This window comes from Leifsonia poae, assembly GCF_020009625.1.
GTDB lineage: Bacteria > Actinomycetota > Actinomycetes > Actinomycetales > Microbacteriaceae > Leifsonia > Leifsonia poae_A.
The window spans coordinates 3,313,716-3,338,910 of sequence record NZ_JAIHLP010000002.1 but is presented as its reverse complement, the minus strand read 5'-3'; the positions used below and the strand labels follow the sequence as shown (position 1 = coordinate 3,338,910).

22 protein-coding genes, 1 pseudogene and 1 riboswitch are annotated in these 25,195 nt (G+C 67.9%); of the genes and pseudogenes, 13 read left to right on the top strand and 10 right to left on the bottom strand.

All coding sequences use genetic code 11. The annotated features are described in order from the left end of the window. Positions 1–33 precede the first annotated feature (33 nt). From K5L49_RS16675 to K5L49_RS16655, 5 genes are read left to right on the top strand one after another with little or no spacing between them, the layout of a single operon-like run. A complete protein-coding gene (locus tag K5L49_RS16675) occupies positions 34–1,275 on the top strand; it encodes a YihY/virulence factor BrkB family protein (protein ID WP_223694492.1) in 1,242 nt (413 codons plus the stop codon). A 9-nt stretch (positions 1,276–1,284) separates the two neighbouring features. After that, on the top strand, positions 1,285–2,121 hold the full coding sequence (locus tag K5L49_RS16670; RefSeq protein ID WP_223694490.1) for an exodeoxyribonuclease III: 837 nt from the start codon (positions 1,285–1,287) through the stop codon (positions 2,119–2,121). 37 nt (positions 2,122–2,158) lie between these two features. Beyond that, positions 2,159–3,169 (top strand): tryptophan--tRNA ligase, encoded by a 1,011-nt coding sequence (trpS, locus tag K5L49_RS16665; RefSeq protein WP_223694488.1) that lies wholly within the window; start codon positions 2,159–2,161, stop codon positions 3,167–3,169. Continuing rightward, positions 3,166–3,807 (top strand): GNAT family N-acetyltransferase, encoded by a 642-nt coding sequence (locus K5L49_RS16660; protein ID WP_223694486.1) that lies wholly within the window; start codon positions 3,166–3,168, stop codon positions 3,805–3,807. The genes trpS and K5L49_RS16660 overlap by 4 nt, the downstream gene beginning before the upstream one ends. Beyond that, the gene (locus K5L49_RS16655; RefSeq protein ID WP_223694484.1) at positions 3,804–4,538 is read left to right on the top strand and encodes an HAD family hydrolase; all 735 of its coding nucleotides are present in this window, start codon (positions 3,804–3,806) and stop codon (positions 4,536–4,538) included. The genes K5L49_RS16660 and K5L49_RS16655 overlap by 4 nt, the downstream gene beginning before the upstream one ends. A 253-nt stretch (positions 4,539–4,791) precedes the next feature. Here K5L49_RS16655 and glpK read toward each other — a convergent pair whose 3' ends face one another. The 3 genes from glpK to K5L49_RS16640 form a co-directional block, all read right to left on the bottom strand. Beyond that, positions 4,792–6,312, bottom strand: a complete 1,521-nt coding sequence (gene glpK / locus K5L49_RS16650) for a glycerol kinase GlpK (protein ID WP_223694482.1) — start codon at positions 6,310–6,312, stop codon at positions 4,792–4,794. Between the two features lie 69 nt (positions 6,313–6,381). Beyond that, positions 6,382–7,107, bottom strand: coding sequence for an MIP/aquaporin family protein (locus K5L49_RS16645; protein WP_374107711.1), 726 nt, complete (start codon positions 7,105–7,107; stop codon positions 6,382–6,384). A 163-nt stretch (positions 7,108–7,270) separates the two neighbouring features. Further along, positions 7,271–9,037 carry a glycerol-3-phosphate dehydrogenase/oxidase gene (locus tag K5L49_RS16640; protein ID WP_223694479.1) on the bottom strand — a complete coding sequence of 589 codons (1,767 nt, stop codon included), beginning with the start codon at positions 9,035–9,037 and terminating at the stop codon, positions 7,271–7,273. A 123-nt stretch (positions 9,038–9,160) separates the two neighbouring features. Between K5L49_RS16640 and K5L49_RS16635 the strand changes: the two genes are divergently transcribed. The 6 genes from K5L49_RS16635 to ribH all read left to right on the top strand — a co-directional run bounded on the left by K5L49_RS16635 (position 9,161) and on the right by ribH (position 14,721). After that, entirely contained in the window at positions 9,161–10,138 is a 978-nt protein-coding gene (locus K5L49_RS16635; protein WP_223694477.1) for a sugar-binding transcriptional regulator, read from the top strand. Positions 10,139–10,142: 4 nt separating this feature from the next. After that, entirely contained in the window at positions 10,143–10,994 is an 852-nt protein-coding gene (locus K5L49_RS16630) for an SDR family oxidoreductase (RefSeq protein ID WP_223694475.1), read from the top strand. A 54-nt stretch (positions 10,995–11,048) separates the two neighbouring features. After that, positions 11,049–11,210: riboswitch (FMN riboswitch) on the top strand. 102 nt (positions 11,211–11,312) lie between these two features. Next, the gene (gene ribD / locus K5L49_RS16625) at positions 11,313–12,320 is read left to right on the top strand and encodes a bifunctional diaminohydroxyphosphoribosylaminopyrimidine deaminase/5-amino-6-(5-phosphoribosylamino)uracil reductase RibD (protein ID WP_374107695.1); all 1,008 of its coding nucleotides are present in this window, start codon (positions 11,313–11,315) and stop codon (positions 12,318–12,320) included. Then, positions 12,321–12,989 carry a riboflavin synthase gene (locus tag K5L49_RS16620; RefSeq protein WP_223694471.1) on the top strand — a complete coding sequence of 223 codons (669 nt, stop codon included), beginning with the start codon at positions 12,321–12,323 and terminating at the stop codon, positions 12,987–12,989. After that, the gene (gene ribA / locus K5L49_RS16615; RefSeq protein WP_223694469.1) at positions 12,986–14,254 is read left to right on the top strand and encodes a GTP cyclohydrolase II; all 1,269 of its coding nucleotides are present in this window, start codon (positions 12,986–12,988) and stop codon (positions 14,252–14,254) included. The genes K5L49_RS16620 and ribA overlap by 4 nt, the downstream gene beginning before the upstream one ends. Further along, positions 14,251–14,721, top strand: a complete 471-nt coding sequence (gene ribH, locus K5L49_RS16610) for a 6,7-dimethyl-8-ribityllumazine synthase (RefSeq protein ID WP_223694467.1) — start codon at positions 14,251–14,253, stop codon at positions 14,719–14,721. The genes ribA and ribH overlap by 4 nt, the downstream gene beginning before the upstream one ends. Before the next feature lie 103 nt (positions 14,722–14,824). Here ribH and K5L49_RS16605 read toward each other — a convergent pair whose 3' ends face one another. The 5 genes from K5L49_RS16605 to K5L49_RS16585 form a co-directional block, all read right to left on the bottom strand. Continuing rightward, positions 14,825–15,280: a DUF2269 family protein gene (locus K5L49_RS16605; RefSeq protein WP_223694465.1), complete on the bottom strand. Its 456-nt coding sequence runs from the start codon at positions 15,278–15,280 to the stop codon at positions 14,825–14,827. A gap of 82 nt (positions 15,281–15,362) precedes the next feature. Further along, positions 15,363–16,193 (bottom strand): ABC transporter permease, encoded by an 831-nt coding sequence (locus K5L49_RS16600; protein WP_223694464.1) that lies wholly within the window; start codon positions 16,191–16,193, stop codon positions 15,363–15,365. Further along, positions 16,190–17,035, bottom strand: a complete 846-nt coding sequence (locus tag K5L49_RS16595; protein ID WP_223694462.1) for an ABC transporter permease — start codon at positions 17,033–17,035, stop codon at positions 16,190–16,192. The genes K5L49_RS16600 and K5L49_RS16595 overlap by 4 nt, the downstream gene beginning before the upstream one ends. Next, positions 17,032–17,958 carry an ABC transporter ATP-binding protein gene (locus K5L49_RS16590; RefSeq protein ID WP_223694460.1) on the bottom strand — a complete coding sequence of 309 codons (927 nt, stop codon included), beginning with the start codon at positions 17,956–17,958 and terminating at the stop codon, positions 17,032–17,034. The genes K5L49_RS16595 and K5L49_RS16590 overlap by 4 nt, the downstream gene beginning before the upstream one ends. A gap of 69 nt (positions 17,959–18,027) precedes the next feature. Then, positions 18,028–18,699, bottom strand: a complete 672-nt coding sequence (locus K5L49_RS16585) for a GAP family protein (protein ID WP_223694459.1) — start codon at positions 18,697–18,699, stop codon at positions 18,028–18,030. 160 nt (positions 18,700–18,859) lie between these two features. Between K5L49_RS16585 and K5L49_RS16580 the strand changes: the two are divergent. After that, a pseudogene (locus tag K5L49_RS16580) lies at positions 18,860–20,823 on the top strand (ABC transporter ATP-binding protein). A 148-nt stretch (positions 20,824–20,971) separates the two neighbouring features. On the opposite strand, the gene K5L49_RS16575 reads toward K5L49_RS16580, so the two are convergent. Next, the gene (locus K5L49_RS16575; RefSeq protein ID WP_223694457.1) at positions 20,972–22,801 is read right to left on the bottom strand and encodes a phosphoenolpyruvate carboxykinase (GTP); all 1,830 of its coding nucleotides are present in this window, start codon (positions 22,799–22,801) and stop codon (positions 20,972–20,974) included. A gap of 113 nt (positions 22,802–22,914) precedes the next feature. Here K5L49_RS16575 and K5L49_RS16570 point away from each other — a divergent pair, with 113 nt between their 5' ends. Continuing rightward, the gene (locus K5L49_RS16570; protein WP_223694455.1) at positions 22,915–24,357 is read left to right on the top strand and encodes a helix-turn-helix domain-containing protein; all 1,443 of its coding nucleotides are present in this window, start codon (positions 22,915–22,917) and stop codon (positions 24,355–24,357) included. Positions 24,358–24,404: 47 nt separating this feature from the next. Here the strand turns inward: K5L49_RS16570 and K5L49_RS16565 are convergent, their stop codons facing one another. Continuing rightward, positions 24,405–25,166: a 3-hydroxyacyl-CoA dehydrogenase gene (locus tag K5L49_RS16565; RefSeq protein WP_223694453.1), complete on the bottom strand. Its 762-nt coding sequence runs from the start codon at positions 25,164–25,166 to the stop codon at positions 24,405–24,407. Between the last annotated feature and the right edge of the window lie 29 nt (positions 25,167–25,195).

Sequence of the window (25,195 nt, the reverse complement as noted above, 5' to 3'; positions counted from 1 at the left end):
CCCTGAATACCGGATGCTCGCTAGGCTAGGCGCGTGGCCCGGACGAAGACGAAGAGGGATGTGGCGCCCGCCCATCCCGACCACTCGCTCCAACGCGCCGAGGGCACTGTCGACACGGAAGAGTCGCTGCGTGAGCGTCTGGCCGAGGCGGCCGAACCCATCCGGGAGCGCCTGGAGCGGCCGGTGGCGCGGGTCACCCGCTGGGCCAAGTGGGCGCAGTCGCTGCGGCCCTGGCGTGTGTGGACGAACTTCTCCTACAGCGACGGCAATCTGCGCGCCGCCGGCATGGGCTTCCAGTCGCTTTTCGCGATCTTCGCAGGGATCTGGCTCGGCTTCTCGGTCGCCGGCGTCTGGCTGACAGCGAACCCGGGGATCTACAACGCACTCGTCGACATCATCAACCGTTCGGTTCCTGGACTGATCGCCGTTGACGGGAGCGCGGGCGTCATCGATTCGAGCCAGCTGGAGTCGGCGACGTCGTTCGGCTGGACGGGCGTCGTCGCCGCGATCAGCCTGCTCTGGACCGCTATCGGCTGGCTGTACTACACACGCCAGGCCGTGCGGGCCGTGTTCGGTCTCAGCCGGGACACCACGAACTACGTGCTCCAGAAGATCCGCGATCTGGGCCTCGCGCTCGCCTTCGGGCTCGTGCTCCTCGTCTCCGCCGTGCTCACCATCCTCAGCACACAGGCGATCGAGTTCCTGCTGCAGCTGATCGGTCTGAGCGGCGAGACGTTCTGGTCCGCCGCGCTCGGGCGCACGTCGGGACTCCTGATCTCGGTGGTTCTCAACATCTTCACGCTGGGCGCGATGTTCCGTGTCCTCGCCCGCGTCGCCATCCCGTGGCGCAATCTGTTCTTCGGCGCGCTGCTCGGCGCCATCGCACTGGCCGGGTTGAGCACCCTCGGCGGCCTGCTCCTCGGGGGCGCCACCAAGAACCCGCTGCTTGCAACGTTCACGGTCTTCATCGGTCTGCTGCTCTGGTTCAACCTCGTCTCACGGGTCATGCTGCTCTCGGCCTCGTGGATCGCCGTCGGGATGTTCGACAAGGGGATCTCCCCGCGCATCGTCACTCCGGAACAGGCTGCGGCCGAGAAGGCGGCGACCGAGCACAACGCCCGTCTGGTCGTCGCCCGGGCAGAGCTCGAGCGGGCGAAATCCGAGCTCGGGAAGGCCCGCTGGCTCGGCAGGCTGCGCGCACAGCGGGCGGTCGAGCGCGCTCAGCACCAGCTCAACGACATCCTCGACGAGGGCGCCGTCAGTCGTCCCCGGTAGGCTTATCGCATGCCTTCCCAGCCCCTGCGCATCGCCTCGATCAACACGAACGGCATTCGGGCCGCTTACCGCAAGGGCATGGGCGCCTGGCTCGATGCGAGGGGTGTCGACATCCTCGCCATTCAGGAAGTGCGGGCGAGCACCGAAGACGTTCAGGGGCTGCTCGGCGCCGATTGGGACATCCTGCACGACCCCGCCTCTGCGAAGGGCCGCGCGGGCGTCGCGATCGCCAGCCGCCGCGCAGCGTCGATCCACCGGGTCGTGCTCGGCCCCGACGACTTCGACAGCGCCGGCCGCTGGCTGGAGGCCGACTACGAGGTCAACGGCAAGATCGTCACGGTGGTCAGCACCTATGTGCACTCCGGCGAGGCCGACTCGCCCAAACAGGTCGAGAAGTACAAGTTCCTGGATGCGATGCTCGAGCGCCTGCCCGAGCTGCAGAAACACAGCGACTACGCAGTCGTGCTGGGCGACCTCAACGTCGGCCACCGCAAGCTCGACATCAAGAACTGGCGTGGAAACGTGAAGCGTGCCGGCTTCCTCCCGGAGGAGCGCGCGTACTTCGACCGCATCCTCGGCGCCGAAGACGACCCCGACTACAACGCCGGCGGCGGACTCGGCTGGGTCGATGTCGGCCGCCGGTTCTCCGGCGACGTCGACGGCCCGTACACCTGGTGGTCGTGGCGCGGCCAGGCGTTCGACAACGACACCGGTTGGCGCATCGACTACCAGCTCGCCACCCCGGCCCTCGCGGCCACGGTGAAGAAGTACGCGGTCGACCGGGCCGCGGCCTACGACGAGCGATGGTCCGATCACACCCCCGTGGTCGTCGACTACGCCGTCTGAGCCCCCATTTTCCTTCACACTTTCTCGAGGTAGAACCATGACACAACTCCCCCGCCTGTATTCGGGCATGCAACCGTCGTCCGACTCCCTGCACCTGGGCAACTACATCGGCGCCCTGCTGCAGTGGAAGGAGCTGCAGTCCGACCACGACGCGTTCTTCTCCGTCGTCGATCTGCACGCCATCACCGTTCCCCAAGACCCCTCCGAGCTGCGCGAGAAGACCCGCCGCACGGCCGCGCAGTACATCGCCGCGGGGATCGATCCATCGGCATCCACCCTCTATGTGCAATCGCACGTTCCGGCGCACGCCCAGCTGGCCTGGATCCTCAACACGATCACCGGTTTCGGTGAGGCGTCGCGGATGACCCAGTTCAAAGACAAGTCGGCCAAGCAGGGCACGGATGCGGCATCGGTCGGCCTGTTCGCCTACCCGGTGCTGATGGCCGCCGACATCCTGCTGTATGACGCCGAGGTGGTTCCGGTCGGCGACGACCAGCGCCAGCATGTGGAGCTCACGCGCGACCTGGCCAACCGATTCAACTCGCGGTTCGGCGAAACGTTCGTGATTCCGCAGGCCATGATCCTCAAAGACACCGCTCGCATCTACGACCTGCAGAACCCCACGGCGAAGATGTCGAAATCCGCCGAGTCGCCGGCCGGGCTCATCCAGCTTCTCGAAGAGCCGTCGGTGAGCGCGAAGAAGATCATGCGGGCCGTCACCGACACCGACGGCGTCGTCTCGTTCGACCGCGAGGGCAAGCCGGGCATCTCCAATCTGCTCAGCATCTACTCCTCCCTGACCGGGCGCGACGTCGAGTCGATCGAGCTCGAATACGACGGTCGAGGCTACGGCGACTTCAAGAAGGGCCTCGCCGAGGTGGTCGTGGAGACCTTCACGCCGATCCGCGAGCGCGCGCTCGAGCTGCTGGCCGACCCGGGCGAGCTCGACCGCATCCTGGCCCGCAACGCCGAACGCGCCGACGAAGTGGCCGAGGTCACGCTCGGCAAGGTGTACGACCGACTCGGCCTGCTGCGCCGCGCGCGATGACCTCGGTTCCCCCGCGGGAGCCCGTCGTGCTGACGGGCTCCCGTGCGGTCCTCTCCATTCCGACCGGTCACGACATCGACCGCATCACGGAACTCTGCCGGGATGCAGCGATCGCCGCCTGGACGACCGTGCCTGTTCCGTATGTCCGCGCCGACGCCGAAGGGTTCGTGTTCGGTTTCGTCACCAGCGGTTGGGCTCACGGCACCGGGTGCACCTGGGCGATCCGGCTCGAGCCCGACGGTCCTCTCGTCGGAATGATCGGTCTCGACGGGATCAAAGACGGCGAGGCGGAGGTGGGCTTCTGGCTCGCGCCGGATGCGCGCGGCCGGGGCGTGATGAGCGAGGCCGTCTCGCTCGTGGCCGACTACGCCTTCGCCCCCTCGGGCCTGGCCGTGCGCGCCGCTTCCGGCCTCGGCCTGGAGCGCCTCGTCTGGCACGCGTTCACCGGCAATGCAGCCTCTGCCGCCGTCGCCCGCCGGGCCGGATTCCGGTTCGAGGGCGAGCATCGCCTCGGCGGCTCCCAGCGCGGCCGGCGACTCGACGACTGGCAGGCCTCCCTGCTGCGCGACGATCCGCGCACCCCCGCCTCCGGCTGGCCGGAGCAGACGTTCGTTCAGCGAGAGCCGGTCGAAGGGTGACCGCGCCCACCGTCGTGCTCTTCGACCTCGACGACACACTGTTCGCCCACCGGGAGGCCGTCGCCCGAGGCATCGCGGCCCATATCGCCTCGCTCGGCGGGCCGTATGGGGCGCTCGACACCGCATCCGTCGTCTCGTTCTGGCACGACCTGGAAGAGACGCACTATCACTCCTATCTGGCCGGCCGCCTCGACTTCGAGGGTCAGCGGCAAGCTCGTGCCCGCGACTTCGCCGCGCGCCACGGTGTCGCCCTCGACGACTGGGAGGCGAGCGTCTGGTTCGCCACCTACTTCGAGCGCTATGTGGAGGCCTGGACACTTCACGAGGATGCGTTGGACTGTCTCGACGCCCTGTCCCGGCGGCTGCCCGGCGTGCGGTTCGGCCTCATCACGAACGGCGACCTTGCTTTTCAGACCCGCAAGATCGTCGCGGTCGGTTTGGATTCCCGCCTGGAGCATGTGATCGCCTCCGGAGAGGTCGGTGCTGTCAAACCCGATCCCACCATCTTCCGGCACGCCTGCGGGGCGTTCGGCGTTCGCCCGGATGAAGCCGTCTACGTGGGCGACCGTCTGCGCACGGATGCGATCGGCGCGGCCTCGGCCGGCCTCACCGGTGTCTGGCTGAACCGCACAGGCCTCGCCCCTGACCCTGTCGACGCCCTCGACGCCGCCACCGTCGGCGTCCACACGCTCACGTCCCTCGCCGAGCTCCCGCCCCTCCTGGCCCCATAGCCTCGCGAGAGCTGCCGAATGTGTCTCATTCCGCACGGCCTTCGGAGTGGTCGTCCGCTTGCGGGCCCGGATGCTCGACCAGTTCTTCCAGGGGTCGCGCGCGGCGCAGCAGGCCGAGTCGGTCGTACACCGGTGCCGAGCAGATCGATGCCGAGCAGCCCGGTCCCGGCCAGACCGGCGACGGCCCGACCGGCGCCGGGCAGACGAAAGCGCCGCCCGGCACAGGCCGGACGGCGCCTTTCGGTGAAACGGATCAGGCGTTGCGCACGTCGTCGTCGACCCAGTCGAAGGTCTTCGTGACGGCCTTCTTCCAGAGTCGCAGCTGACGGTCGCGCTCGCCCGGGTCCATCTCGGGGTTCCAGCGGCTGTCCTCTTGCCAGTTCTTGCGGAGGTCGTCCAGGTTCTCCCAGAAGCCGACGGCGAGGCCGGCCGCGTAGGCGGCACCCAGGGCAGTGGTCTCCGCCACGACGGGCCGCACGACCGGCACGCCGAGGATGTCGGCCTGGAACTGCATGAGCGTGTTGTTGGCGATCATGCCGCCGTCCACCTTCAGCTCCTGCAGGTCGACACCGGAGTCGGCGTTGACGGCGTCCAGCACCTCGCGGGTCTGGAATGCAGTCGCCTCCAGCACGGCGCGGGCGATGTGCCCCTTGTTCACGTAACGGGTGAGGCCCACCAGGGCGCCACGCGCATCCGATCGCCAGTACGGAGCGAACAGGCCGGAGAACGCCGGCACGAAATACGCGCCGCCGTTGTCGTCGACCGTCTTCGCCAACGCCTCGATCTCGTCGGCGCTGCTGATCAGACCGAGGTTGTCGCGCAACCACTGCACCAGCGAACCGGTCACGGCGATCGAGCCTTCGAGCGCGTAATGCGGCTTCGCGTCGCCGATCTTGTAGCCCAGCGTGGTCAGCAGCCCGTTCTTGGAGTGGACGATCTCCTCTCCCGTGTTGAAGATGAGGAAGTTGCCGGTGCCGTAGGTGTTCTTGGACTCGCCCGGATCGAATGCGGCCTGACCGAAGGTGGCGGCCTGCTGGTCGCCGAGGATGCCCGCAACCGGGACCTCGCGCAGCAGACTGGACGATTCGACCTCGCCGTAGACCTCGGACGAGCTCCTGATCTCGGGCAGCATCGACTTCGGGACCCCGAACACCTCGAGGATGTCGTCGCGCCAGGTGAGCGTCTCGAGATCCATGAAGAGCGTGCGGGAGGCGTTCGTCACATCGGTGGCGTGAACACCGCCATCCGGGCCGCCGGTCAGGTTCCAGAGCACCCAGCTGTCCGTGTTGCCGAACAGCAGGTCACCACGCTCGGCGCGCTCGCGGGCACCCTCGACGTTCTCGAGGATCCAGACGATCTTCGTGCCGGAGAAGTAGGTCGCCAGCGGCAGACCCACGATCGGTTTGAAGCGCTCGACGCCGCCGTCCGCAGCGAAGCGGTCGACGATGTCCTGTGTGCGGGTGTCCTGCCAGACGATGGCGTTGTAGACGGGCTCGCCGGTGTTCTTGTCCCAGACCACCGCGGTCTCGCGCTGGTTGGTGATTCCGACGGCCGCGATGTCGTGACGGGTGAGGTCGGCCTTGGACAGGGCCTGGCCGATCACCTCGCGGGTGTTGTTCCAGATCTCGACCGGGTTGTGTTCCACCCAGCCCGCCTTCGGGAAGATCTGCTCATGCTCCAACTGACCGGACGAGACGATCGACCCGGACTTGTCGAAGATGATCGCTCGGGTACTCGTCGTGCCCTGGTCGATGGCAACCACATAGTCGGCCATAGGTAACTCCTTTGTTTTGGGGTGGGGCTGGGGAGCCGGCCCGGTCGGGGCCGGCCCCGGAGTGTTCTGTTACTTGAGGAGGGGCAGCCAGGCGAGCGCGGCCCAGCCGGCGAGCACACCGCCGAGGATCGGGCCGACGACCGGCACCCAGGCGTACGACCAGTCGCTCGAACCCTTACCCTTGATCGGGAGCACGAAGTGCGCGATGCGCGGGCCGAGGTCACGGGCGGGGTTGATGGCGTACCCGGTAGGACCACCGAGCGAGGTACCGATGACGATAACGAGCAGTGCCACGGGGAGGGCGCCGAGCGCAGCGAGACCGGAGACTCCCGGCTGATGGCCGAACGCGATGACGACGAACACCAGCACGAAGGTGCCGATGATCTCCGTCACGAGGTTCCACGCGTAGCTGCGGATGGCCGGGCCGGTCGAGAAGACACCGAGCTTGTTGGCGGGCTCGGGCTCCGCGTCGAAGTGCTGCTTGTATGCGAGCCAGGTGAACACGGCGCCGATGAAGGCACCGATCATCTGGGCGAGGATGTACAGCAGCACCGTCCCGGGATTCACCACGACCAGGGTGTGCAACGCCGCGTTGCCGAACGTCTTCGCCCCGTTCGCGACGAGGCCGAGGGTGACGGCCGGGTTCAAGTGGGCGCCGGAGTTGTACGCGACGGTCACACCGGAGAAGACCGCGAGGCCCCAGCCGATGTTCACCATCAGGAACCCGCCGTTGAAGCCTTTGTTCTTGATGAGAGCGACGTTCGCCACGACGCCGGTACCGAGGAGGACGAGCATTGCCGTGCCCACCATCTCCGACAGGAAATCTACACCGATATTGTCCACGTTGACCTTCCAGTTGTTCGCTAGAGCCGCACCCTGTTGTGCGTTTATCGATGGTTCTCATCAGGGTGGGCAGTTGAACGCTATTCGCGCTCAGCCCGCCGGGACAAGAACCGTGCTATGCACGTTCGTGCATTATCGGAAGAGCACGGGCTTCGCCGCCGTCCTCCGATTCGAGGTGCACCCGGTGGGCGTCGGCAAGGTCCGCTATGACAGCATCTTCCTCCTCCGACCGCCGATTTGGCGACCATCCGAGAACTCCGGCGACGATTTCCCCGACCTCTTTGACCAGTCCGAGCGACAGCGATCCGGTGAACGCGAGGCTGGTGCGGCGCAGGAAGACATCGTCGAGGTGCACGACGTGTTCGGTGCGCACCAGGTACTCGATCTCGGCCCGGGAGAAGTCGGCGGCGAACGCCAGCGCGGGGTCGTCACCTTCGACCGCGCCGATCGCGTCGATCACCGCGGTGGCTTTGGTGCCGTACCGGCGCAGCAGCTGGGTGGCGCGGTCGTTTCCGACGTCGGCGCCGTAGCGCGCCGTCCAGTCGCGCTCGGCGACGGGCGTCGCCGGGAATCCGACACCGCCACCGATCGCCAGGCCGGCCGTCGAGACGACGCGCGGGGCGCCTAGAGCGGTCAGGGTCTCGTTGGCGAGATGCTCGCTGAGCGCGCGGAACGTCGTCCATTTGCCGCCGACCAGGCTGAGCACGGTCGTGCTGCCGAGCCCCGGAAGGGTGCCGGGCACGATGCGGTAGTCACGAGAGACGAATCCGGGCTGGGTGTCGTCGTGGTGCGGCAGCGGACGCACGCCCGAGAACGTGTAGACGATCTGCGAGCGTGCGACCGGGATGCGTGGGAAAACGTGCGAGACCAATTCGATGAAGTAGTCGATCTCGTCTTCGGTGCACACCGCGCGCTCCGACATGTCGGCCTCGAGGTCGGTGGTGCCGACCATCACGCGCCCCTTGAGTGGGTAGATGAGGACGATCCGGCCGTCGTTGTTCTCGAAGAACATCTCGCGGCCCTTGCACGCTTCGAGCAGCTCGGGGTTGTCGAGCACGATGTGCGAGCCCTTGGTGCCGCCCATGTACTCGGTCGCCCGGCCGAGCGCCTGGTTCGTCAGGTCGGTCCACGGCCCGGATGCATTTACCACCACATCCGCGACGATCGTGAACTCGGCGCCGGTCTCGCGGTCGCGCACGAGCACACCGCCGTCTTTCACCGCGACGGCCTCCACATAGTTCGCGGCACGGGCGTTCGGGCCGGCGGCGAGGCCGTCTGCCAGCACGTCGAGTGCGAGGCGTTCCGGATCGTGCACGGAGGCGTCGAAGTAGGTCGCCGTGTATTTGACGCCGGGGTTCAGGTGCGGTTGCTCGGCCAGCGAGGCGGTGCGCCCGCGGAACGCGTGGCGGGGAACCGTTCCGCCGTCGCGGGAGAACGAGTCGTAGATCGTGAGACCGGTCTTGATGAGGAACGCACCGCGCTCCTTCGGTTTGCCCTGCTTGTGCGTGAGGAATCGCAGCGGGGCGGAGAGTATGCCCGAGAATGTCGAGAAGATCGGAATCGTGGTCTGCAGCGGCTTCACGTAGTGCGGCGCGATCTTCAGCAGGCCGTTGCGCTCGGTGACCGATTCCTTCACGAGCCGGAACTCGCCGTTCTCGAGGTAGCGCACGCCGCCGTGGATCATGTGGCTCGACGCGGCCGACGCCCCGGAGATGAAGTCGTTGCGTTCGACGAGCACCACGTCGATGCCCTGCAGGGCGAGATCGCGGAACGTCCCGATCCCATTGATGCCGCCGCCGATCACGAGGACCTGGGCTTTCGGGCGCTCGCGGAGGCGTTCGACCTCGCTGCGGGCAGCGGATGCGTTCGACTTCGTCGTCACGGGTATCTCCTGAAGTTCTGTCGGTGCGTTTGTGGGACAGCTATAGTTTTCGAGAGACGGACACTTTGTTCAAGCTGACTGCACATACGTGCAGAGCTTCGAGAGCCGTCGGAAAGGCCTGAGATGGTTTCACCCGAGACCGAGAACCTGCCCGAGAAGATGCGCGACGCGCTGAAGGCGGGACACCTCTACTACATGCAAGACCTCACCATGGAGGCCATCGCCCACGAGATGCACACCTCGCGGTCCAGCGTCTCGCGGCTGCTCAGCTACGCGCGGGCGTCCGGGCTCGTCACGATCCAGATCGCCACGCCGCACGAGGGGGCGACGCGCATCCAGCAGGAGATCCATGAGCGTTACGGTATCGCCGCGCACATCGTTCCGATGCCGAGCGCCATCAGCGATGTGGACAGGCTGGAGCGCGTCGCGATCTCGGCTGCACGGATTCTCGACCGTTTCATCGACTCGAACATGACGGTCGGGCTCGCCTGGGGCTCCACGATGAGCGCGCTCAGCCGCCACCTCATCCCCAAAGACCTCCACAATGTGGAGTTCGTGCAGCTGAACGGCGCCGGCAACACGTATACGACCGGCGTGCTCTATGCGAGCGAGATCCTCCGCCGCTTCGGAGACACGTTCTCGGGCACGATCCAGGAGTTCCCCGTGCCCGCCCTCTTCGATGATGCGCAGACCAAGACGGCGATGTGGCGCGAGCGCAGCACCCGCCGCATCCTCGACATCCAGGAGAGGATGGACGCGGCCATCTTCGGGCTCGGCTCCCCGTTCTCGGAGGTGCGCTCGCATGTCTACGCCGGCGGATACCTGGAGCCACGCGACTACGCGTCGCTCGACGAATCCGGTGTGGTCGGCGATGTGGCCACGGTGTTCTTCCGCGAGGACGGCAGCCACCACGGCATCCTGTTGAATGAGCGCGCGAGCGGCCCCGATATCGACCTGATCAAGCGGGTGCCCCGCCGGGTGTGCGTCGTCTCCGGGCCGTCGAAAGTGCACAGCCTGCGCGGCGCACTGACCGCCGAGCTCATCACTGACCTCATCGTCGACGAAGGCACGGCGCGCGCACTGGTAGCGCTGTCAGACTGAGCGCATGACAGCCTCCGTTCTCCTCATCACCGGAACATCGACGGGGATCGGGCGTGCCACCGCCGTCGCCGCCGCTCGCGCCGGTCACACGGTCGTCGCCACCATGCGCGACCTCGCCAAGCGCGGCCCCCTCGACGATGCGGCACGGGATGCCGGTGTGCGGCTCGACGTGCAGCCGCTCGAGGTCACCGACCCCGCCTCGATCGATGCCTGCTTCGCGCACATCCGTTCGACCCACGGGCGGTTGGATGCGCTCCTCAACAACGCCGGGGCCGGTCACGTCGGCACCGTCGAGACCGACGGGCTGCAAACCGTCCGCGATGTCATGGAGGTCAACTTCTTCGGCGTCGTGGCCGTCACCCGGGCTGCGCTCCCCCTGCTGCGAGAGAGCGGCGGCCGGCTGCTGACCGTGTCGAGCGTCGGCGGCGTGGTCGGCCAGCCGTTCAATGAGGCATACTGCGCGGCCAAGTTCGCGGTGGAGGGCTTTCTGGAGTCGCTCACACCGGTGGCGGCCGCGCTCGGCGTGCGGGTGACCGTGATCGAGCCGGGCGCCGTCTCGACCGAGTTCGTCGCCAATGTCGGGGCAGGCTCCTCGGCCCCCGCGGACGACTCGCCCTACCGCCCGCTGTTCGACGCCTACCTCGCCCGGGTCGCCGGAGCCTTCTCGCCCGAGAGCGCACAGACACCGGAGGGTGTCGCCGAGGTGATCGTCCAGGTGCTCGCGGAGGAGCATCCCGCCGCCCGCGTGCAGACATCCGACGCGGCCCGCGGATTCGTCGGCGTGAAGCTCTCCGACCTCGACGGTTCCGCTGTTCAGGGCGTGACGGCCGGATGGATCGTGCACCGGGAGCCGTAACAGTTCGACGGGAATACGCGAACGGTGGGCGCGTTGACTACACTCAGAAACAGAAAACGTGCTCCGGGGTCGGTGAAAGTCCGAACCGGCGGTGATAGTCCGCGAGCGGAACGGTGTCTCGACACCCGACTGCTGAGCCGGTGGAATTCCGGCACCGACGGTAATGGGGTCAGGCGACAGCCTGGCCGCTCAGTCCGGATGGGAGGCAGCACGGCAGCGGACGCACGACGCCCGCTGCACGGGTGACATCTGTCACGCGACCCCGGAAGACGTCTCGACCGAGAGACAGGACGAACCGGGATGACGTGGGATGCGGCGATGCGCACCGCCATCGAGTTGGCGCACAACGGCCCCGCCGGCGGCGTTAACCCGCGCGTCGGGTGTGTGATCCTCGACCCGGACGGCACAGTGATCGCCGAAGGCTGGCACCGCGGCGTCGGGACCGCGCACGCTGAGGTCGACGCGCTCAGCAAGCTGGCCGAGTCCGGCGCGCGCGGTGCGACCGCCGTGGTCACGCTGGAGCCCTGCAACCACACCGGGCACACCGGCCCCTGCTCCGAGGCGCTCATCGCGGCCGGCGTCACGCGCGTCGTCTACGCCGTGAGCGATCCGGGTCACGCCTCCGGCGGTGGGGCGGCGCGCCTGCGCGCGGCCGGCGTGGAGGTGATCGACGGCGTGCAGGCCGACGAGGTCGAAGATTTCCTCGAAGACTGGCTCACCGCAGCACGGCTCGGGAGACCACGCATCACCGTGAAGTGGGCGAGCAGCCTCGACGGGCGCGCGGCCGCGGCCGACGGCACCAGCCGCTGGATCACCGGCGCCGCCGCGCGGCAACGGGTGCACGAGCAACGCAAGGCTTCCGATGCCATTGTCGTCGGCACGGGCACCGTGCTCGCCGACGACCCCAGCCTCACCGCCCGCGGCGACGCCGGCGAACTGCTCGCCACCCAGCCCACCCCGGTAGTGGTCGGGATGCGCGCGATCCCGAAAGACGCGGCCGTGTTCCGGCACCCGCATCCGGTGCTCTTCGAGGGCACCCACGACGTGGCCGAGGTGGTGCGCGACCTGCACGCGCGTGGGTTCCGACGCGTGTACGTCGAGGGCGGCCCCACCCTGGCCAGCGCGTTCATCGCCGCCGGCCTCGTGGACGAATACGCGATCTACCTGGCGCCGACCCTGCTCGGCGGTAGCCGGCTCGCGCTCGGCGACATCGGCGTCGGAACCATCGGCGAGCAGCGCCGGTTGCGCATCCGATCGGTCGAGAACCTGGGCGTCGACCTGTTCGTCAGCGCCGTACCCGAGCATGTGACACCAGAAGGAGACTGAATGTTCACCGGAATCATCGAAGAGCTCGGCGAGATCACCGCCGTCGACTGGGCGGACGATGCCGCACGCCTGACCGTGCGCGGACCGATCGCGGTCGGCGACGCGAAACACGGCGACTCGATCTCGGTGAGCGGCGTGTGCCTGACCGTGATCGACCAGGACGCCGAGACCTTCACAGCGGACGTGATGGCCGAGACACTCGCCATGAGCACGCTCGACGGGGTCCGCCCCGGTCGGCGCGTGAACCTGGAACGAGCCGCTCAGGTGGGCGACCGTCTCGGCGGTCACATCGTGCAGGGGCACATCGACGGCACCGCGACCGTGCTGGCGATCACCGACGGCAGCGCCTGGCGGGTCGTACGGCTGAGCCTCGATCCCGAACATGCGCCGCTGGTCGCCCGCAAAGGCTCCATTGCGGTCGACGGGGTCTCACTCACCGTCAGTGCCGTCGGCGGCGGCCCGGACGACGGCTGGTTCGAGGTATCGCTCATCCCCGAGACCCTCACCGCCACCACCCTCGGCGACCGGGTGGTCGGCGACCGGGTGAACATCGAGACCGACATTCTCGCGCGTCACGTCGAACGAATGCTCGGACTCGGCTACGCCACCCGGGAGACGGTTCTGCCACCGTCCGTCATCGACCCTTCCATCGAACGGAGCACGCTATGAGTCTCGCCACCATCCCCCAGGCCCTCACCGATCTGCGAGCCGGCAAGCCGGTGATCGTCGCCGACAACGAGAGCCGCGAGAACGAGGGCGACGTGATCATCGCCGCCGAACTGGCCAGCCAGGAGTGGATCGCCTGGACGGTGAAGAACTCGTCCGGGTTCATCTGCGCCCCGATGACCAACGAGATCGCCGACCGTCTCGACCTCCCCGTGATGGTCGCCACGAACGAAGACTCGCGTGGCACCAACTACACAGTGAGCGTCGACGCGGCCAACCGCCTCAGCACGGGCATCAGCGCGGCCGACCGAGCCCACACGCTGCGCGTGCTCGCCGACCTGCACTCGACGCCGGCCAGTCTGCACCGGCCGGGCCACATCCTGCCGCTGCGCGCGGTGGACGGCGGCGTGCGGGAGCGCGACGGTCACACCGAAGCAGCCGTCGACCTGCTCAAACTGGCCGGCCTCACACCGGTCGCGGCGATCGCCGAGATCGTCGCCGACGACGGCGAGATGATGCGCCTGCCCGGGTTGATCGAGCTCGGCGAGCGGGAAGGCGTGCTCGTCATCACGATCGAGGCGCTCATCGCGTACCTGCAGGAGTTCCACTGCGACGAGCCGCTCGAGAGCGTGGCCCCCGTTCCTGAGACCTCACGCGTCATCTTCGAGGTGGAGACCACGGTTCCCACCGTGCACGGTCCGTTCCGGATGCGCGCCTACCGCGATCGCATGACGGGAGCAGACCATGTAGCCATCGTCTCCGGAACGCCGGGCGCCTCCGGAACCCTCATCCGCGTGCATTCGGAATGCCTGACCGGCGAGGCGTTCGGCTCGCTCAAATGCGAGTGCGGACCGCAGCTCGACACAGCTCTCGACACGATCCAGCGCGAGGGCGGCGTCGTCGTCTACCTGCGCGGGCACGAGGGCCGCGGGATCGGCCTGATCAACAAGCTGCGGGCATACAAGCTGCAGGAAGAGGGACTGGATACCCTCGATGCGAACCTGGCCCTCGGCCTGCCCATCGATGCCCGGGACTACGGGGCGGCCACGGCCATCCTGCAAGACCTCGGCATCGAATCGGTGCGGCTGCTGACCAACAACCCGGAGAAGGTGCGCCAACTTCAGGAGCACGGCATCGAGGTCAGCGAGCGGGTTCCGCTCGTGGTCGGTGTCGGCGCATACAACGAGGGATACCTCGAAACCAAGCGTGACCGGATGGGTCATGTCATCGCCTCGACAGAGATCACAGCGGAAAGGACAGCACGATGAGCGGAGCAGGAGCCCCGGAGACGCAGGAGAGGATCGACGGGAGCGGCCTCACCGTCGTGATCGTCGCCGGAACCTGGCACGAGCAGATCACCGACGGGCTCATCGCCGGCGCCGAGCGCACCCTGGCGGAGGCGGGCGCGAGCTACTCCGTCGTGCGCGTGCCGGGCAGCTTCGAGCTCCCGGTCGTGAGCAAGGGCGCGCTGGAGGCGGGCGCGGATGCGGTCGTCGCGCTCGGTGTGATCATCCGTGGTGGCACGCCGCACTTCGAGTATGTGTCCTCCGCGGCCACCGACGGGCTCACCCGGGTCGCGCTCGACACCGGCAAGCCGGTCGGGTTCGGCGTGCTCACGCTCGATGATGAAGCCCAGGGTCTGGATCGCGCCGGCCTCCCCGGCTCCCGCGAAGACAAGGGCGCTGAGGCAGCGCACGCCGCCCTCAGCACCGGCCTCCTCCTCCGCTCCCTCTGACCGCCAGAAACGCCAGTACGCCGCCGAGTCCACGATTTCTCCGTGGTCTCGGCGGCGTACGTGCGTTGTCGGGCGTCCTCGTCGGACGCCGGGCGCAGAGGGGTCAGGGCTTCCAGACCATGAGGACGACGACGAGCACGAGCAGCAGACTGGCAACGCCCGAGCCTGCGGCGATCGCGGGATAGCTCGGCGCCGACGCCGTGGCTCCGGCCGGGGATGCGGCACTCGCCTCGAGCGCCTCGGCCGCCCTGCGCATCGTCGGCACGACGACGAAGAGCGTCAAGGCGAGGGCGACGACGTAGGCGATGATCGACCAGAGGATCCACGGAGTCGTCACGGAGAGGTCGTACTTCTTGTCGGACATCCCCATCACGCCGAAGCCAAAGACCACGACCAGCAGGGAGAGCAGCGAGAAGAGGTTCGTGGACTTCGCAAGAACCGCGACCTGAGAGGCGTTGCCCGCCCGAACGGCGCGCATGGCCGTCATGGGCAGGATCGCCATCGGGCCGACGATGAAGACGGCCGAGACCACGTGCAGAACATCGAACAGGGTATCCATGCCCCCAGCGTAGCCTCCACGTTCCTCACGCACTCGGCACACCTGTCGCGGCTGCTGCACTCGGCGCTCCGACCGATCGCCGTCAGTCGAGGAAGAGGGCTCGCAGCCTGCGCGTGGTGAGCACGAGACCGAGCACGACCATGACGGCGAAGTACAGCACATGCCAGAGGAGGCCGAACCCGACGGCGCCGGTGGTCAGGTCGCGGACGAGCTCGACGCCATGCCAGAGCGGCAGCGCCTGGATGATCCACTGGATCCACTGCGGATAGACCGTGATCGGGTAGAACGTGGCCGAGAGCAGGAACATCGGCAGCATGACGAAGTTGATCCAGTCCATCTGCTGGAAGGTCTTCATGTAGCTGGTGATGCCCATCCCGAAGCTGGCGAACCCGAAGGCGATGAGCAGCACGGCCGGCAACGCGAGGACGGCCCACCAGGAGAGGTTCAGCCCGAGCGCCTGCATCACGAGCATGAATCCGATCGCATAGAGCGCGCCTCGAAGCAGCGCCAGCAGGATCTCCCCAAGAGCCACGTCGAGCGGGCCGAGCGAGGTGGAGAGCATCCCCTCATAGAGCTTGGCGAAGTGCATCTTGAAGAAGACGTTCCAGGTGGAGTCGTACACCGCACCGTTCATCGCCGAGGTGGCCAGCAGCGCCGGCGCGATGAATGCGGCATACGCCACCGGCTGACCGCCGCTGGTCGTGACATTCCCGACCAGGGAGCCGAGCCCGACACCGAGCGAGAGCAGGTAGAAGATCGGCTCGAAGAAGCCGCTCACGACGACGAGCCAGTTGGTGCTCCGCGTGGCCAGCCATCCGCGTTGCATCACGGAGGATGCGTTTCCCGCGTAGAGGGCGCGCAGCGGCCGGGTGTGCGCCACGGTCGCGATGAACTGTTCGTCGGTCGAGGTCACTTGTTCAGCCTCCGTCCTGCGATGCGTCGAGCCCACAGCCAGAACGAGATGAACAGAGCACCGAGGTAGAGCACGTGCACGATCGTCAGCCACAGGGGCTCGACGGCCCCGAAAGTGAAGACGCGGGCGAGCTCGGTCGAATGCCAGAGCGGCGAGATCCAGCCGATCCACTGCAGGAACCACGGCATCGACGAGAGGGGGAAGAAGGTTCCGGAGAAGAGCGTCATCGGCAGCAGCACGAACCGCATCAGCATCGCGATCTGCCCGGTGTCCTGCTCCAGGGTGGCCACGAACGCCATCACAGGCGTACCGAACGCGAGGCCGCCAAGGGTGCCGACCAGGATCGAGACGGCCCCGAGCGCCGAGGGAACCGCGCCGAACAGCACCATGATGGCGAAGTACAGCCCCCCGGCCACGAGCAGCCGCGCCGTGACCGAGATCACGATGCCGTCGATGATCTGACCAGGGGCGATGGGGGCGGCGTTCATGCCGAAGAAGGTGGGATTCCATTTGAAGCCGAGCATCACCGGATAGGTGAACTCTTCGCTCGCCACTGTCACGGCGGCCGTGCACAGCAGAGCCGGAGCGACGAAGGTGAGGTAGTCGACACCCCCGACGCCCTGCTGCCCCTGCGTGTGGTCAACCAGGCTGCCGAGGCCCACGCCCATCGCGAGCAGGTAGAGCAGCGGATAGCCGAACGCGGTCACCAGCAGGGTCTGCAGGTAGGAGCGCATCACGCGGAACCTGTGCTCCGCCACGTACCACGCACCGAATCTGCGTGGTCGCACCGCGGCGGCGAGCGCCGCGCGACTCTCGCCGGCCACCGTCATCATGTCGCTCATTCGATGAGACTCCGCCCGGTGAGGCGCAGGAACACATCTTCGAGGCTCGATCGCCGCACCAGGCTGGTCAGAGGACGCAGACCGCGTTCCGTGATCCGCACCAGCTCGCTCTCGCCGCTGTCGCCGTAGACCAGGATGCGGTCCGGCAGCACTTCCACCCGCTCACCGATACCGTCGAGCAAGCCGGCCACCTCGGCGTTGCGTTCGGAACCGAACCTCACCTCCAGCACCTCGCGCGACGAGTATTGCCGGATGAGCGCCGCGGGCGACCCTTCGGCCATGATCCTGCCCTTGTCGACCACCACCAGTCGATCGCAGAGCTGCTCGGCCTCGTCCATGTAGTGCGTGGTCAGCACGAGTGTGGTGCCCTGTTCCTTCAGCCGGAACAGCCTGTCCCAGAGGATGTGCCTGGCCTGCGGGTCGAGACCGGTGGTCGGCTCGTCGAGCAGCAGGATGCGCGGGTCGTTGATGAGCGCCCGCGCGATCGTGAGGCGGCGTTTCATGCCGCCGGAGAGATCGTCGACCTTGGCCTTCGCCTTGTCTTCCAACTGCGCGAAGGCGAGCAACTCGTCAGCGCGTCGTCTGACCCGCGCTATCGGCAGACCGAAGTAGCGACCGTAGACGATCAGGTTGTCCCGCACCCGCAGTTCCGTGTCGAGGTTGTCGGATTGCGGAACGACACCCAGCTGGGAGCGGATCTCCGGCCCGTACCGATCGGGGTCGAGGCCCAGAATGCTCAGCTCGCCCTCCGTGCGGGTGGAGACCGCGCCCACCATTCGCATGGTGGTGGATTTGCCGGCGCCGTTCGGCCCGAGCAGACCGAATGACTCCCCCGGCGCGACCTCGAACGAGATCCCGTCGACGGCGGCGAACGTCTTGTACTTCTTGACGAGGTTGTTGGCGGTGATGACGGGCGTCGGCATAGTTCTGCACTGTAGCCCGCACCGCCGACACGCACGATGCCGGCTGTGCCGGCCCCCGGTTTCGCGGTGTCAGAAGCTCGCGATGCCTTTGCCGATGATGACGACGCCGATCACGAGGAGCAGCACGGTCATGATCGTCGCGTTGTTGCTCAGGAGCCAGCCCCGCAGAGCATCGAGCGGACCGGCAATGCGCTGGGCCGCCACCAGATAGGCCACCACGGGGATCAGGACCGTGCAGGCGGCGATCACCACGAAGATCACGATAGCCACGATCTCCTGCCAGACAACGAGACCGGAGCCGCCGATGGCGAGTCCGCCCGCCACCGCCATGAGCAGGTTCTTGGGGTTGATCGCCGCGAGCACGAAGGCGAGGCCGAGTGCGCCGGCCGGTTTCATCGTGTCGATCGCCGCCATCCACTTGGGAGCCGCCGCCGTCTCGCCGCGTGCGGGTCGCTTGCGCCACTGGTTCCAGGCCAGCAGCAGCAGGCCGAGACCGAGGATGATCTTGATGACTCCGGCGATCGGCTTCGACGCCGTCGGATCGGCCGCCGGGATGATGGCCGACAGCAGGGTGAACACGACGACGGCGACGACGATACCGAGGATCCAGCCGATCAAGAACCCGACACTGGTGCCCCGGGCCTTTGGCGAGAGCAGCATCAGGATCGCGGCGATGATCGGGATGGGGCTGACGGCAATGCCGAGCGCACTGGGCAGAATCTCGCCGATGACACCATTCACGTCGGGTCCCCTCTCGACCGGTTGACGAGAACGTATCGTGTCCCGCCCCGTCACGCCAGCATTCACACGCTCGTGAGCGAACATGCAGTCCAGACGAAGTACGGTCGAAGGTGACGCAAACCGCGACACCCCTACACTCCCCACGAGGAACGAAGATCCCATGAGCTCCGAACAGTCCGCACCCGCGCGCCGCCGTTTCGGCCGACCGAGCAAGCCCGGCGAGGAGGGGCCGCGCGCCCGGTTCAGCCAGCTGCTGCCCTACCTGCTCGAACACCGCGGCGTGCTCAGCATCGTCGTGGTGTTGAGCGTGCTCGGCGCCGCGGCGAGCCTCGCGCAGCCGCTGCTCGTCAGCCAGGTCATCGACGTGGTCGGCAAGAAGCAACCGCTGGGCGCACTCGTCTGGGGTCTGGTGATCCTCGTCGTGGTCTCCGGTCTCATCAGCGGTTACCAGCACTACCTGCTGCAGCGCACCGGGGAAGGTGTCGTGCTCTCCTCCCGCCGACGGCTCGTCGGCCGGATGCTGCGGCTGCCGATCAGCGAGTTCGACACCCGTCGCACCGGCGACCTGGTCTCGCGGGTCGGCTCCGACACGACGCTGCTGCGCGCCGTGCTCACCCAGGGGCTGGTCGAAGCGATCGGCGGCGCACTCACCTTCCTCGGCGCCCTCATCGCCATGCTCATCATCGACCCGGTGCTGCTCGGACTCACTGTGCTTGTGATCGCCGCCTCCATCGTTGCGGTCACGCTGCTCTCCGGGCGCATCCGGGTCGCCAGCCAGCAGGCGCAGAACAAGGTCGGCGACCTGGCCGCCGCCGTGGAGCGGGCGATCAGCTCGGTGCGCACCATCCGAGCCTCCAACGCCACCGACCGCGAGATCGCGGCGGTCGACGAGAACGCCGTCGGCGCGTGGAAGATGGGCATCAAAGTCGCCAAGATCTCCGCGCTCGTGGTTCCGGTCGCGGGCATCGCCATGCAGGTGTCGTTTCTGGTCGTCCTCGGCGTCGGCGGCTTCCGGGTGGCCAGCGGCGCGATCACCGTGGCGAACCTCGTGGCGTTCATCCTGTTCCTGTTCATGATGATCCTCCCGCTCGGTCAGGCATTCGGCGCCGTGACCGCGGTGAACTCGGCGCTGGGCGCACTCGGGCGCATCCAGGAGATCATCGACCTGCCCACCGAGGATCAATTCGATCGGGAGATCGCGCCGCTCGGCATGACCGTCGGTGCTGCGAACGAGGGGCTCGCCCCGGAGGCGCCGGCGATCGAGTTCGCCGACGTGCACTTCGCCTACCCCGACAGCACGGTCAAGCAGGAGACCTCGCCCGACCCCCGCGCCCCCCAGACCACCGAGCGCAGCGTCGTCGAAGCATTCGCGGGGCGGATGTGGTGGCCGAGGCCGAGGCCGCCGCCGGGCTCGGAACCGAGACGGAGAAGGCATCGCGCCCGAACGGTGTGCTGCACGGCGTGACCTTCGAAGCGCTTCGCGGCAAGCGCACCGCCCTGGTGGGACCGTCGGGTGCCGGCAAGTCAACGATCCTCGCCCTCATCGAGCGGTTCTACGACCCGACGGCCGGCGAGGTGCGCTTCGGCGGCCTGGACATCCGTACCCTCGACCGCACCGCCCTGCGCGGCCAGATCGGCTACGTCGAGCAGGATGCCCCGGTGCTGGCCGGATCGCTGCGCGACAACCTCACCCTCGCTGCCCCGGATGCGACGGACGCCGAATGCACCGATGTGCTGCACGCCGTCAATCTCACCGAGGTGCTGGAACGCAACGAACTCGGCCTGAGCGCACCCGTCGGGGAGGACGGCATCATGCTCTCCGGCGGCGAGCGCCAGCGCCTCGCCATCGCCCGCGCTCTGCTCGCCGCGCCGCCGGTGCTGCTACTCGACGAGTCCACCTCGAGCCTCGACGGCCGCAATGAGCAGCTCATGCGCGAGGCCATCGATGCCGTAGCGGTCGATCGCACGCTGATCGTGATCGCACACCGGCTCTCCACCGTCGTCGACTCCGACCAGATCGTCGTGCTCGACCACGGCGAGGTCATCGGCACCGGCACGCACTCCGAACTGGTGGTCTCGACACCGCTGTACCGCGACCTCGCGAAGCACCAGCTGCTCGTCTGAGTCGCTCCCCGGAATACAGCCACGAGAACACGGCGGGCAGAAGACAGCGAGTCCGCACTCCGCCGCACGGATCGGAAGATCCGGCGACGAGGTGCGGACTCGCTGGTGTCGGGCCGCGGTCAGGCGCGATCCGACGGAACCGCCGCGGTCAGGCGCGGAGGTGGTAGCGGAGCGACGCGAGTTCGGCGCGCAGAGCGGCAGGCACGCGTGACCCGAATCGGTCGAAGAACTCGTCGGTGAGGTCGCATTCGGCGAGCCAGGAGTCGCGGTCGACGTGGAACAGCGCCTCGACGTGGTCGCCGGGAAGATCGAGCCCGGCCAGGTCGAGCTCCTCGGGCACGGGCAGCAGACCGATGGGGGCGTCGACGGCGCCGGCCGACCCTTCGATGCGGCGCACGATCCACTCAAGCACACGGGCGTTCTCGCCGAAACCGGGCCAGAGGAACGAGCCGTCGTCTCCCTTGCGGAACCAGTTGACCTGGAAGACGGCGGGAGCCTTCTCGCCGAGCCGCTCCCCCATCCCGAGCCAGTGGCCCCAGTAGTCGGCCATGTTGTAGCCGCAGAACGGCAGCATGGCGAACGGGTCGCGCCGCAGTTCGCCAACGGTGCCTTCGGCGGCGGCGGTCTTCTCCGACGAGATGGTGGCGCCGAGGAAGACGCCGTGCTTCCAATCGCGGGCCTGTGCGACGAGCGGGACGTTCGTCGCGCGACGCCCGCCGAAGAGGATGGCGTCGATCGGAACGCCGTCGAACGCATCCCAGTCGTCGGCGATCGACGGGCATTGGGCCGCCGACACCGTGAAGCGGGAGTTCGGGTGCGCGGCCGGCCGGCCGGACTCGGGCGTCCAGTCCTCACCCTGCCAGTCGATGAGGTGCGCCGGAGCCTGATCGGTGAGCCCCTCCCACCACACGTCGCCGTCGTCGCGCAGGGCGACGTTCGTGAAGATCGTGTTCCCCCACAGCGTGTCGACCGCGGTGGCGTTGGTGTTCATGCCCGTTCCCGGTGCGACACCGAAGAAGCCCGCCTCCGGGTTGATCGCGCGCAGACGGCCATCCGGTCCCGGTCGCAGCCAGGCGATGTCGTCGCCGATCGTCTCGACCCGCCACCCCGGGATGCTCGGCCGTAGCATCGCGAGATTCGTCTTGCCGCAGGCCGAGGGGAAGGCGGCCGCCACATGGTAGGCCCGTCCCTCGGGGGAGGTGATCTTGACGATGAGCATGTGCTCGGCGAGCCAGCCTTCGTCGCGCGCCATCACCGAGGCGATGCGGAGGGCGAAGCACTTCTTGGCGAGGATGGCGTTGCCGCCGTATCCCGACCCGTACGACCAGACCTCGCGCGTCTCGGGGAACTGCACGATGTACTTCGTCTCATTGCACGGCCAGGCGACGTCGTCGTGTCGGATGCCGCGCTCGTCGATCAGGGGCGCACCGACGCTGTGGACGGTCGCCACCCAGGGCTGTCCCGCCTCGATCAGGTCGAGCACCGCGCTGGTGACCCGCGTCATCGTGCCGAGGCTGATGGCGACGTAGGCAGAGTCTGTGAGCTGCACCCCTACTTGCGAGATGGGTCCGCCGACCGGGCCCATCGAGAACGGGACGACGTACATGGTGCGCCCGCGCATGCTGCCGGCGAACACCTCCCGGAGCTCGGACCGCATCTCGGCGGGGGCTCGCCAGTTGTTCGTCGGGCCTGCATCGTCCTCGTCGAGCGAGCAGATGAAGGTGCGATCCTCGACGCGGGCGACGTCGCCCGGGTCGGTGCGCGCCAGAAAGCTGTTGGGTCGCCATTCCGGGTTGAGCCGGATGAGTTTGCCTTCGGCGACGAGCTCTTTGGTCAGCCGGTCGGTCTCGGCCAAGGAACCGTCGCACCAGACGACCTCGGCCGGTTCAGCGAGGGAGGCGATCTCGTCGACCCAGTCGCGCAACGCATCGATGCCCGCGGAGGCGGGGCTGGTGAGCGGCAGCTCGGCAATGGACATTCCGGTTCCTCTCCGTTGAAAGAATTGGTATGAATCCAGCATGCGAGCCTATTTCGAACATCAATCCCCAAAGATGGTGGAAAGAATCCCGAATCTTTAGCTATTGTGAAGGGATGGAGTCGTCCAGCACCGATATCGCGACCCTCGGCCACCGCATCCGCCATTTCCGCACGCGCCGCGGGCTCACCCTCGACGAACTCGGGGCCGCGGCCGGGGTCGCCGCCAGCCAGCTCTCCCTGATCGAGAACGGGAAACGGGAGCCGCGACTCTCCCTGCTGACCTCGCTCGCCGCCTCCCTCGACGTGCAGCTCGCCGACCTGCTCTCCGCCGAGCCGCCGGATGCACGGGCCGCGCTCGAGATCGAGCTCACGCGGGCGCAGCGCGGGTCGCTCTACGCCTCCCTCGGGCTCCCGGCCGTGAAACCCACGAAGGGCACGCCGACGGAGACCCTGGAAGCCCTGGTCGGTCTGCACCGGGAGCTTGGCCGCCGGGCGACAGAGGCCATCGCCACTCCCGAGGAGGCGCGGCGGGCGAACACCGAGTTGCGCGAGCGGATGCGCACCAAGAACAACTACATCCCCGAGATCGAGCAATTGGCCGAGGAACGCGTGCGCGCCTCCGGGCACACCCACGGGGCGCTCACCCACCGCGAAGTGAGCGTGATGGCCGAGCAGCTCGGTTTCGACCTCATCTACGTCAACGATCTGCCGCATTCCGCGCGCTCCATCACCGACCTCGCAAGCGGGCGCATCTACCTGCCGCCGGCCAGCATCCCGGGCGGCCACGGGCTGCGCTCGATGGCGTTGCAGGCGATGGCCCACCGGCTCCTCGGCCACGAACGGCCGGGCAGCTACGCCGACTTCCTGCGGCAGCGGCTCGAGATCAACTACTTCGCGGCCAGTTGCCTGATGCCGCGCGACGCCGCCGTCGACTTTCTGCGGGAGGCGAAGCACGAACGCGATCTCGCCGTCGAGGATTTCCGCGACGCGTTCGGTGTGACCCACGAGGCCGCCGCGCTGCGGCTCACCAACCTCGCCACCACCCACCTGGACATGACCCTGCACTTCCTGCGGGTCGGCGACGACGGCGCCCTGTACAAGGGTTACGAGAACGACGGGCTGCCCCTCCCCACCGATGTCACCGGCTCCATCGAGGGTCAGGTGGTCTGCCGCAATTGGGGGGCCCGGAGCGCGTTCACCCACACGAATCGCACCACCGAGATGTACCAGTACACCGACACCCCGGCTGGAACGTATTGGTGCGCCACCCAGACCGGAACCACCTCGGCCGGCGGGTTCTCCATCAGCGTCGGGGTGCCGTTCGCCCAGGCGAAATGGTTCCGTGGACGCGAGACGACGGCCCGGGCGGTCTCGCGCTGCCCCGACGAGTCCTGCTGCAAACGACCGGCCACCGTGCTCGAAAGGCGCTGGGCCGGTCAGGCCTGGCCGAGCGCCCGACTGCACGCACACATCCTCTCGCCGCTGCCGTCGGGATCGTTCCCGGGCGTCGACGACACCGAGGTCTACAGCTTCCTGGAGGCCCACTCCGCCGAGTGAGGCGACGGCTGCCCGCCAAGCGAGACGACGGCTGCCCGCCGGCCCGGCTACTTCGGCTGCATCCGGATGGCGCCGTCGAGCCGGATGACCTCGCCGTTGAGCATCGGATTGTCGACGATGTGGCGCACCAGCGACGCGTACTCGGCCGGTTTGCCCAGGCGGGACGGATGCGGCACCTGGGCGGCGAGAGAGTCTTGCGCCGCCTGGGGCAGCCCCGCCATCATCGGGGTCTCGAAGATGCCGGGCGCGATGGTGACGACGCGGATGAGGGCGCGGGCGAACTCCCGCGCGAGCGGAAGGGTCATCGCGGCGACCCCGCCTTTGGACGCCGAATACGCCGGTTGGCCGATCTGACCGTCGAACGCGGCGACGGATGCGGTGTTCACGATCACGCCCCGCTCCTCGCCCGTCGGCTCGGTCTGCACCATCGCGTCCGCCGCCAGCCGGATCACGTTGAACGTGCCGATCAGGTTCACTCGGATCACCCGCTCGAATTGCTCGAGTGGGAGGACGCCGTCACGTCCGAGCACTTTGCCGGGCGTGGCGATGCCGGCGCAATTGACCACAACCCGCAGCGGGCCGAGTTCGCTCGCCCGCTCGACGGCCGTGCGCACCTGGTCTTCGTTCGCGACATCCGCCGCGACGAATCGGGCGGTCGGGCCGAGAGCGGTCGCCGCCTTCTCACCCTCCGAGCTGGGCAGGTCGAGCACGATCACGCGCGCGCCCGCCTCCGTGAGTGCCCGGGCGGTGGCGTTGCCGAGACCGCTGGCCGCGCCGGTGACGATGGCGGAGCATCCTTCGATGTTCATGGGGTTCCTTTCCGAAAGGGGCGTACTCG

Bases quoted from the DNA above. Each gene is read 5' to 3' on its own strand.
- ribA (WP_223694469.1), top strand. From the start codon at position 12,986: ATGAGTCTCGCCACCATCCCCCAGGCCCTCACCGATCTGCGAGCCGGC.
- K5L49_RS16660 (WP_223694486.1), top strand. From the start codon at position 3,166: ATGACCTCGGTTCCCCCGCGGGAGCCCGTCGTGCTGACGGGCTCCCGT.
- K5L49_RS16635 (WP_223694477.1), top strand. From the start codon at position 9,161: ATGGTTTCACCCGAGACCGAGAACCTGCCCGAGAAGATGCGCGACGCG.
- ribH (WP_223694467.1), top strand. From the start codon at position 14,251: ATGAGCGGAGCAGGAGCCCCGGAGACGCAGGAGAGGATCGACGGGAGC.
- glpK (WP_223694482.1), bottom strand. From the start codon at position 6,312: ATGGCCGACTATGTGGTTGCCATCGACCAGGGCACGACGAGTACCCGA.
- K5L49_RS16620 (WP_223694471.1), top strand. From the start codon at position 12,321: ATGTTCACCGGAATCATCGAAGAGCTCGGCGAGATCACCGCCGTCGAC.
- K5L49_RS16575 (WP_223694457.1), bottom strand. From the start codon at position 22,801: ATGTCCATTGCCGAGCTGCCGCTCACCAGCCCCGCCTCCGCGGGCATC.
- K5L49_RS16670 (WP_223694490.1), top strand. From the start codon at position 1,285: ATGCCTTCCCAGCCCCTGCGCATCGCCTCGATCAACACGAACGGCATT.
- K5L49_RS16630 (WP_223694475.1), top strand. From the start codon at position 10,143: ATGACAGCCTCCGTTCTCCTCATCACCGGAACATCGACGGGGATCGGG.
- K5L49_RS16590 (WP_223694460.1), bottom strand. From the start codon at position 17,958: ATGCCGACGCCCGTCATCACCGCCAACAACCTCGTCAAGAAGTACAAG.
- ribD (WP_374107695.1), top strand. From the start codon at position 11,313: ATGCGCACCGCCATCGAGTTGGCGCACAACGGCCCCGCCGGCGGCGTT.
- K5L49_RS16605 (WP_223694465.1), bottom strand. From the start codon at position 15,280: ATGGATACCCTGTTCGATGTTCTGCACGTGGTCTCGGCCGTCTTCATC.
- K5L49_RS16570 (WP_223694455.1), top strand. From the start codon at position 22,915: ATGGAGTCGTCCAGCACCGATATCGCGACCCTCGGCCACCGCATCCGC.
- trpS (WP_223694488.1), top strand. From the start codon at position 2,159: ATGACACAACTCCCCCGCCTGTATTCGGGCATGCAACCGTCGTCCGAC.
- K5L49_RS16645 (WP_374107711.1), bottom strand. From the start codon at position 7,107: ATGCTCGTCCTCCTCGGTACCGGCGTCGTGGCGAACGTCGCTCTCATC.
- K5L49_RS16595 (WP_223694462.1), bottom strand. From the start codon at position 17,035: ATGAGCGACATGATGACGGTGGCCGGCGAGAGTCGCGCGGCGCTCGCC.
- K5L49_RS16565 (WP_223694453.1), bottom strand. From the start codon at position 25,166: ATGAACATCGAAGGATGCTCCGCCATCGTCACCGGCGCGGCCAGCGGT.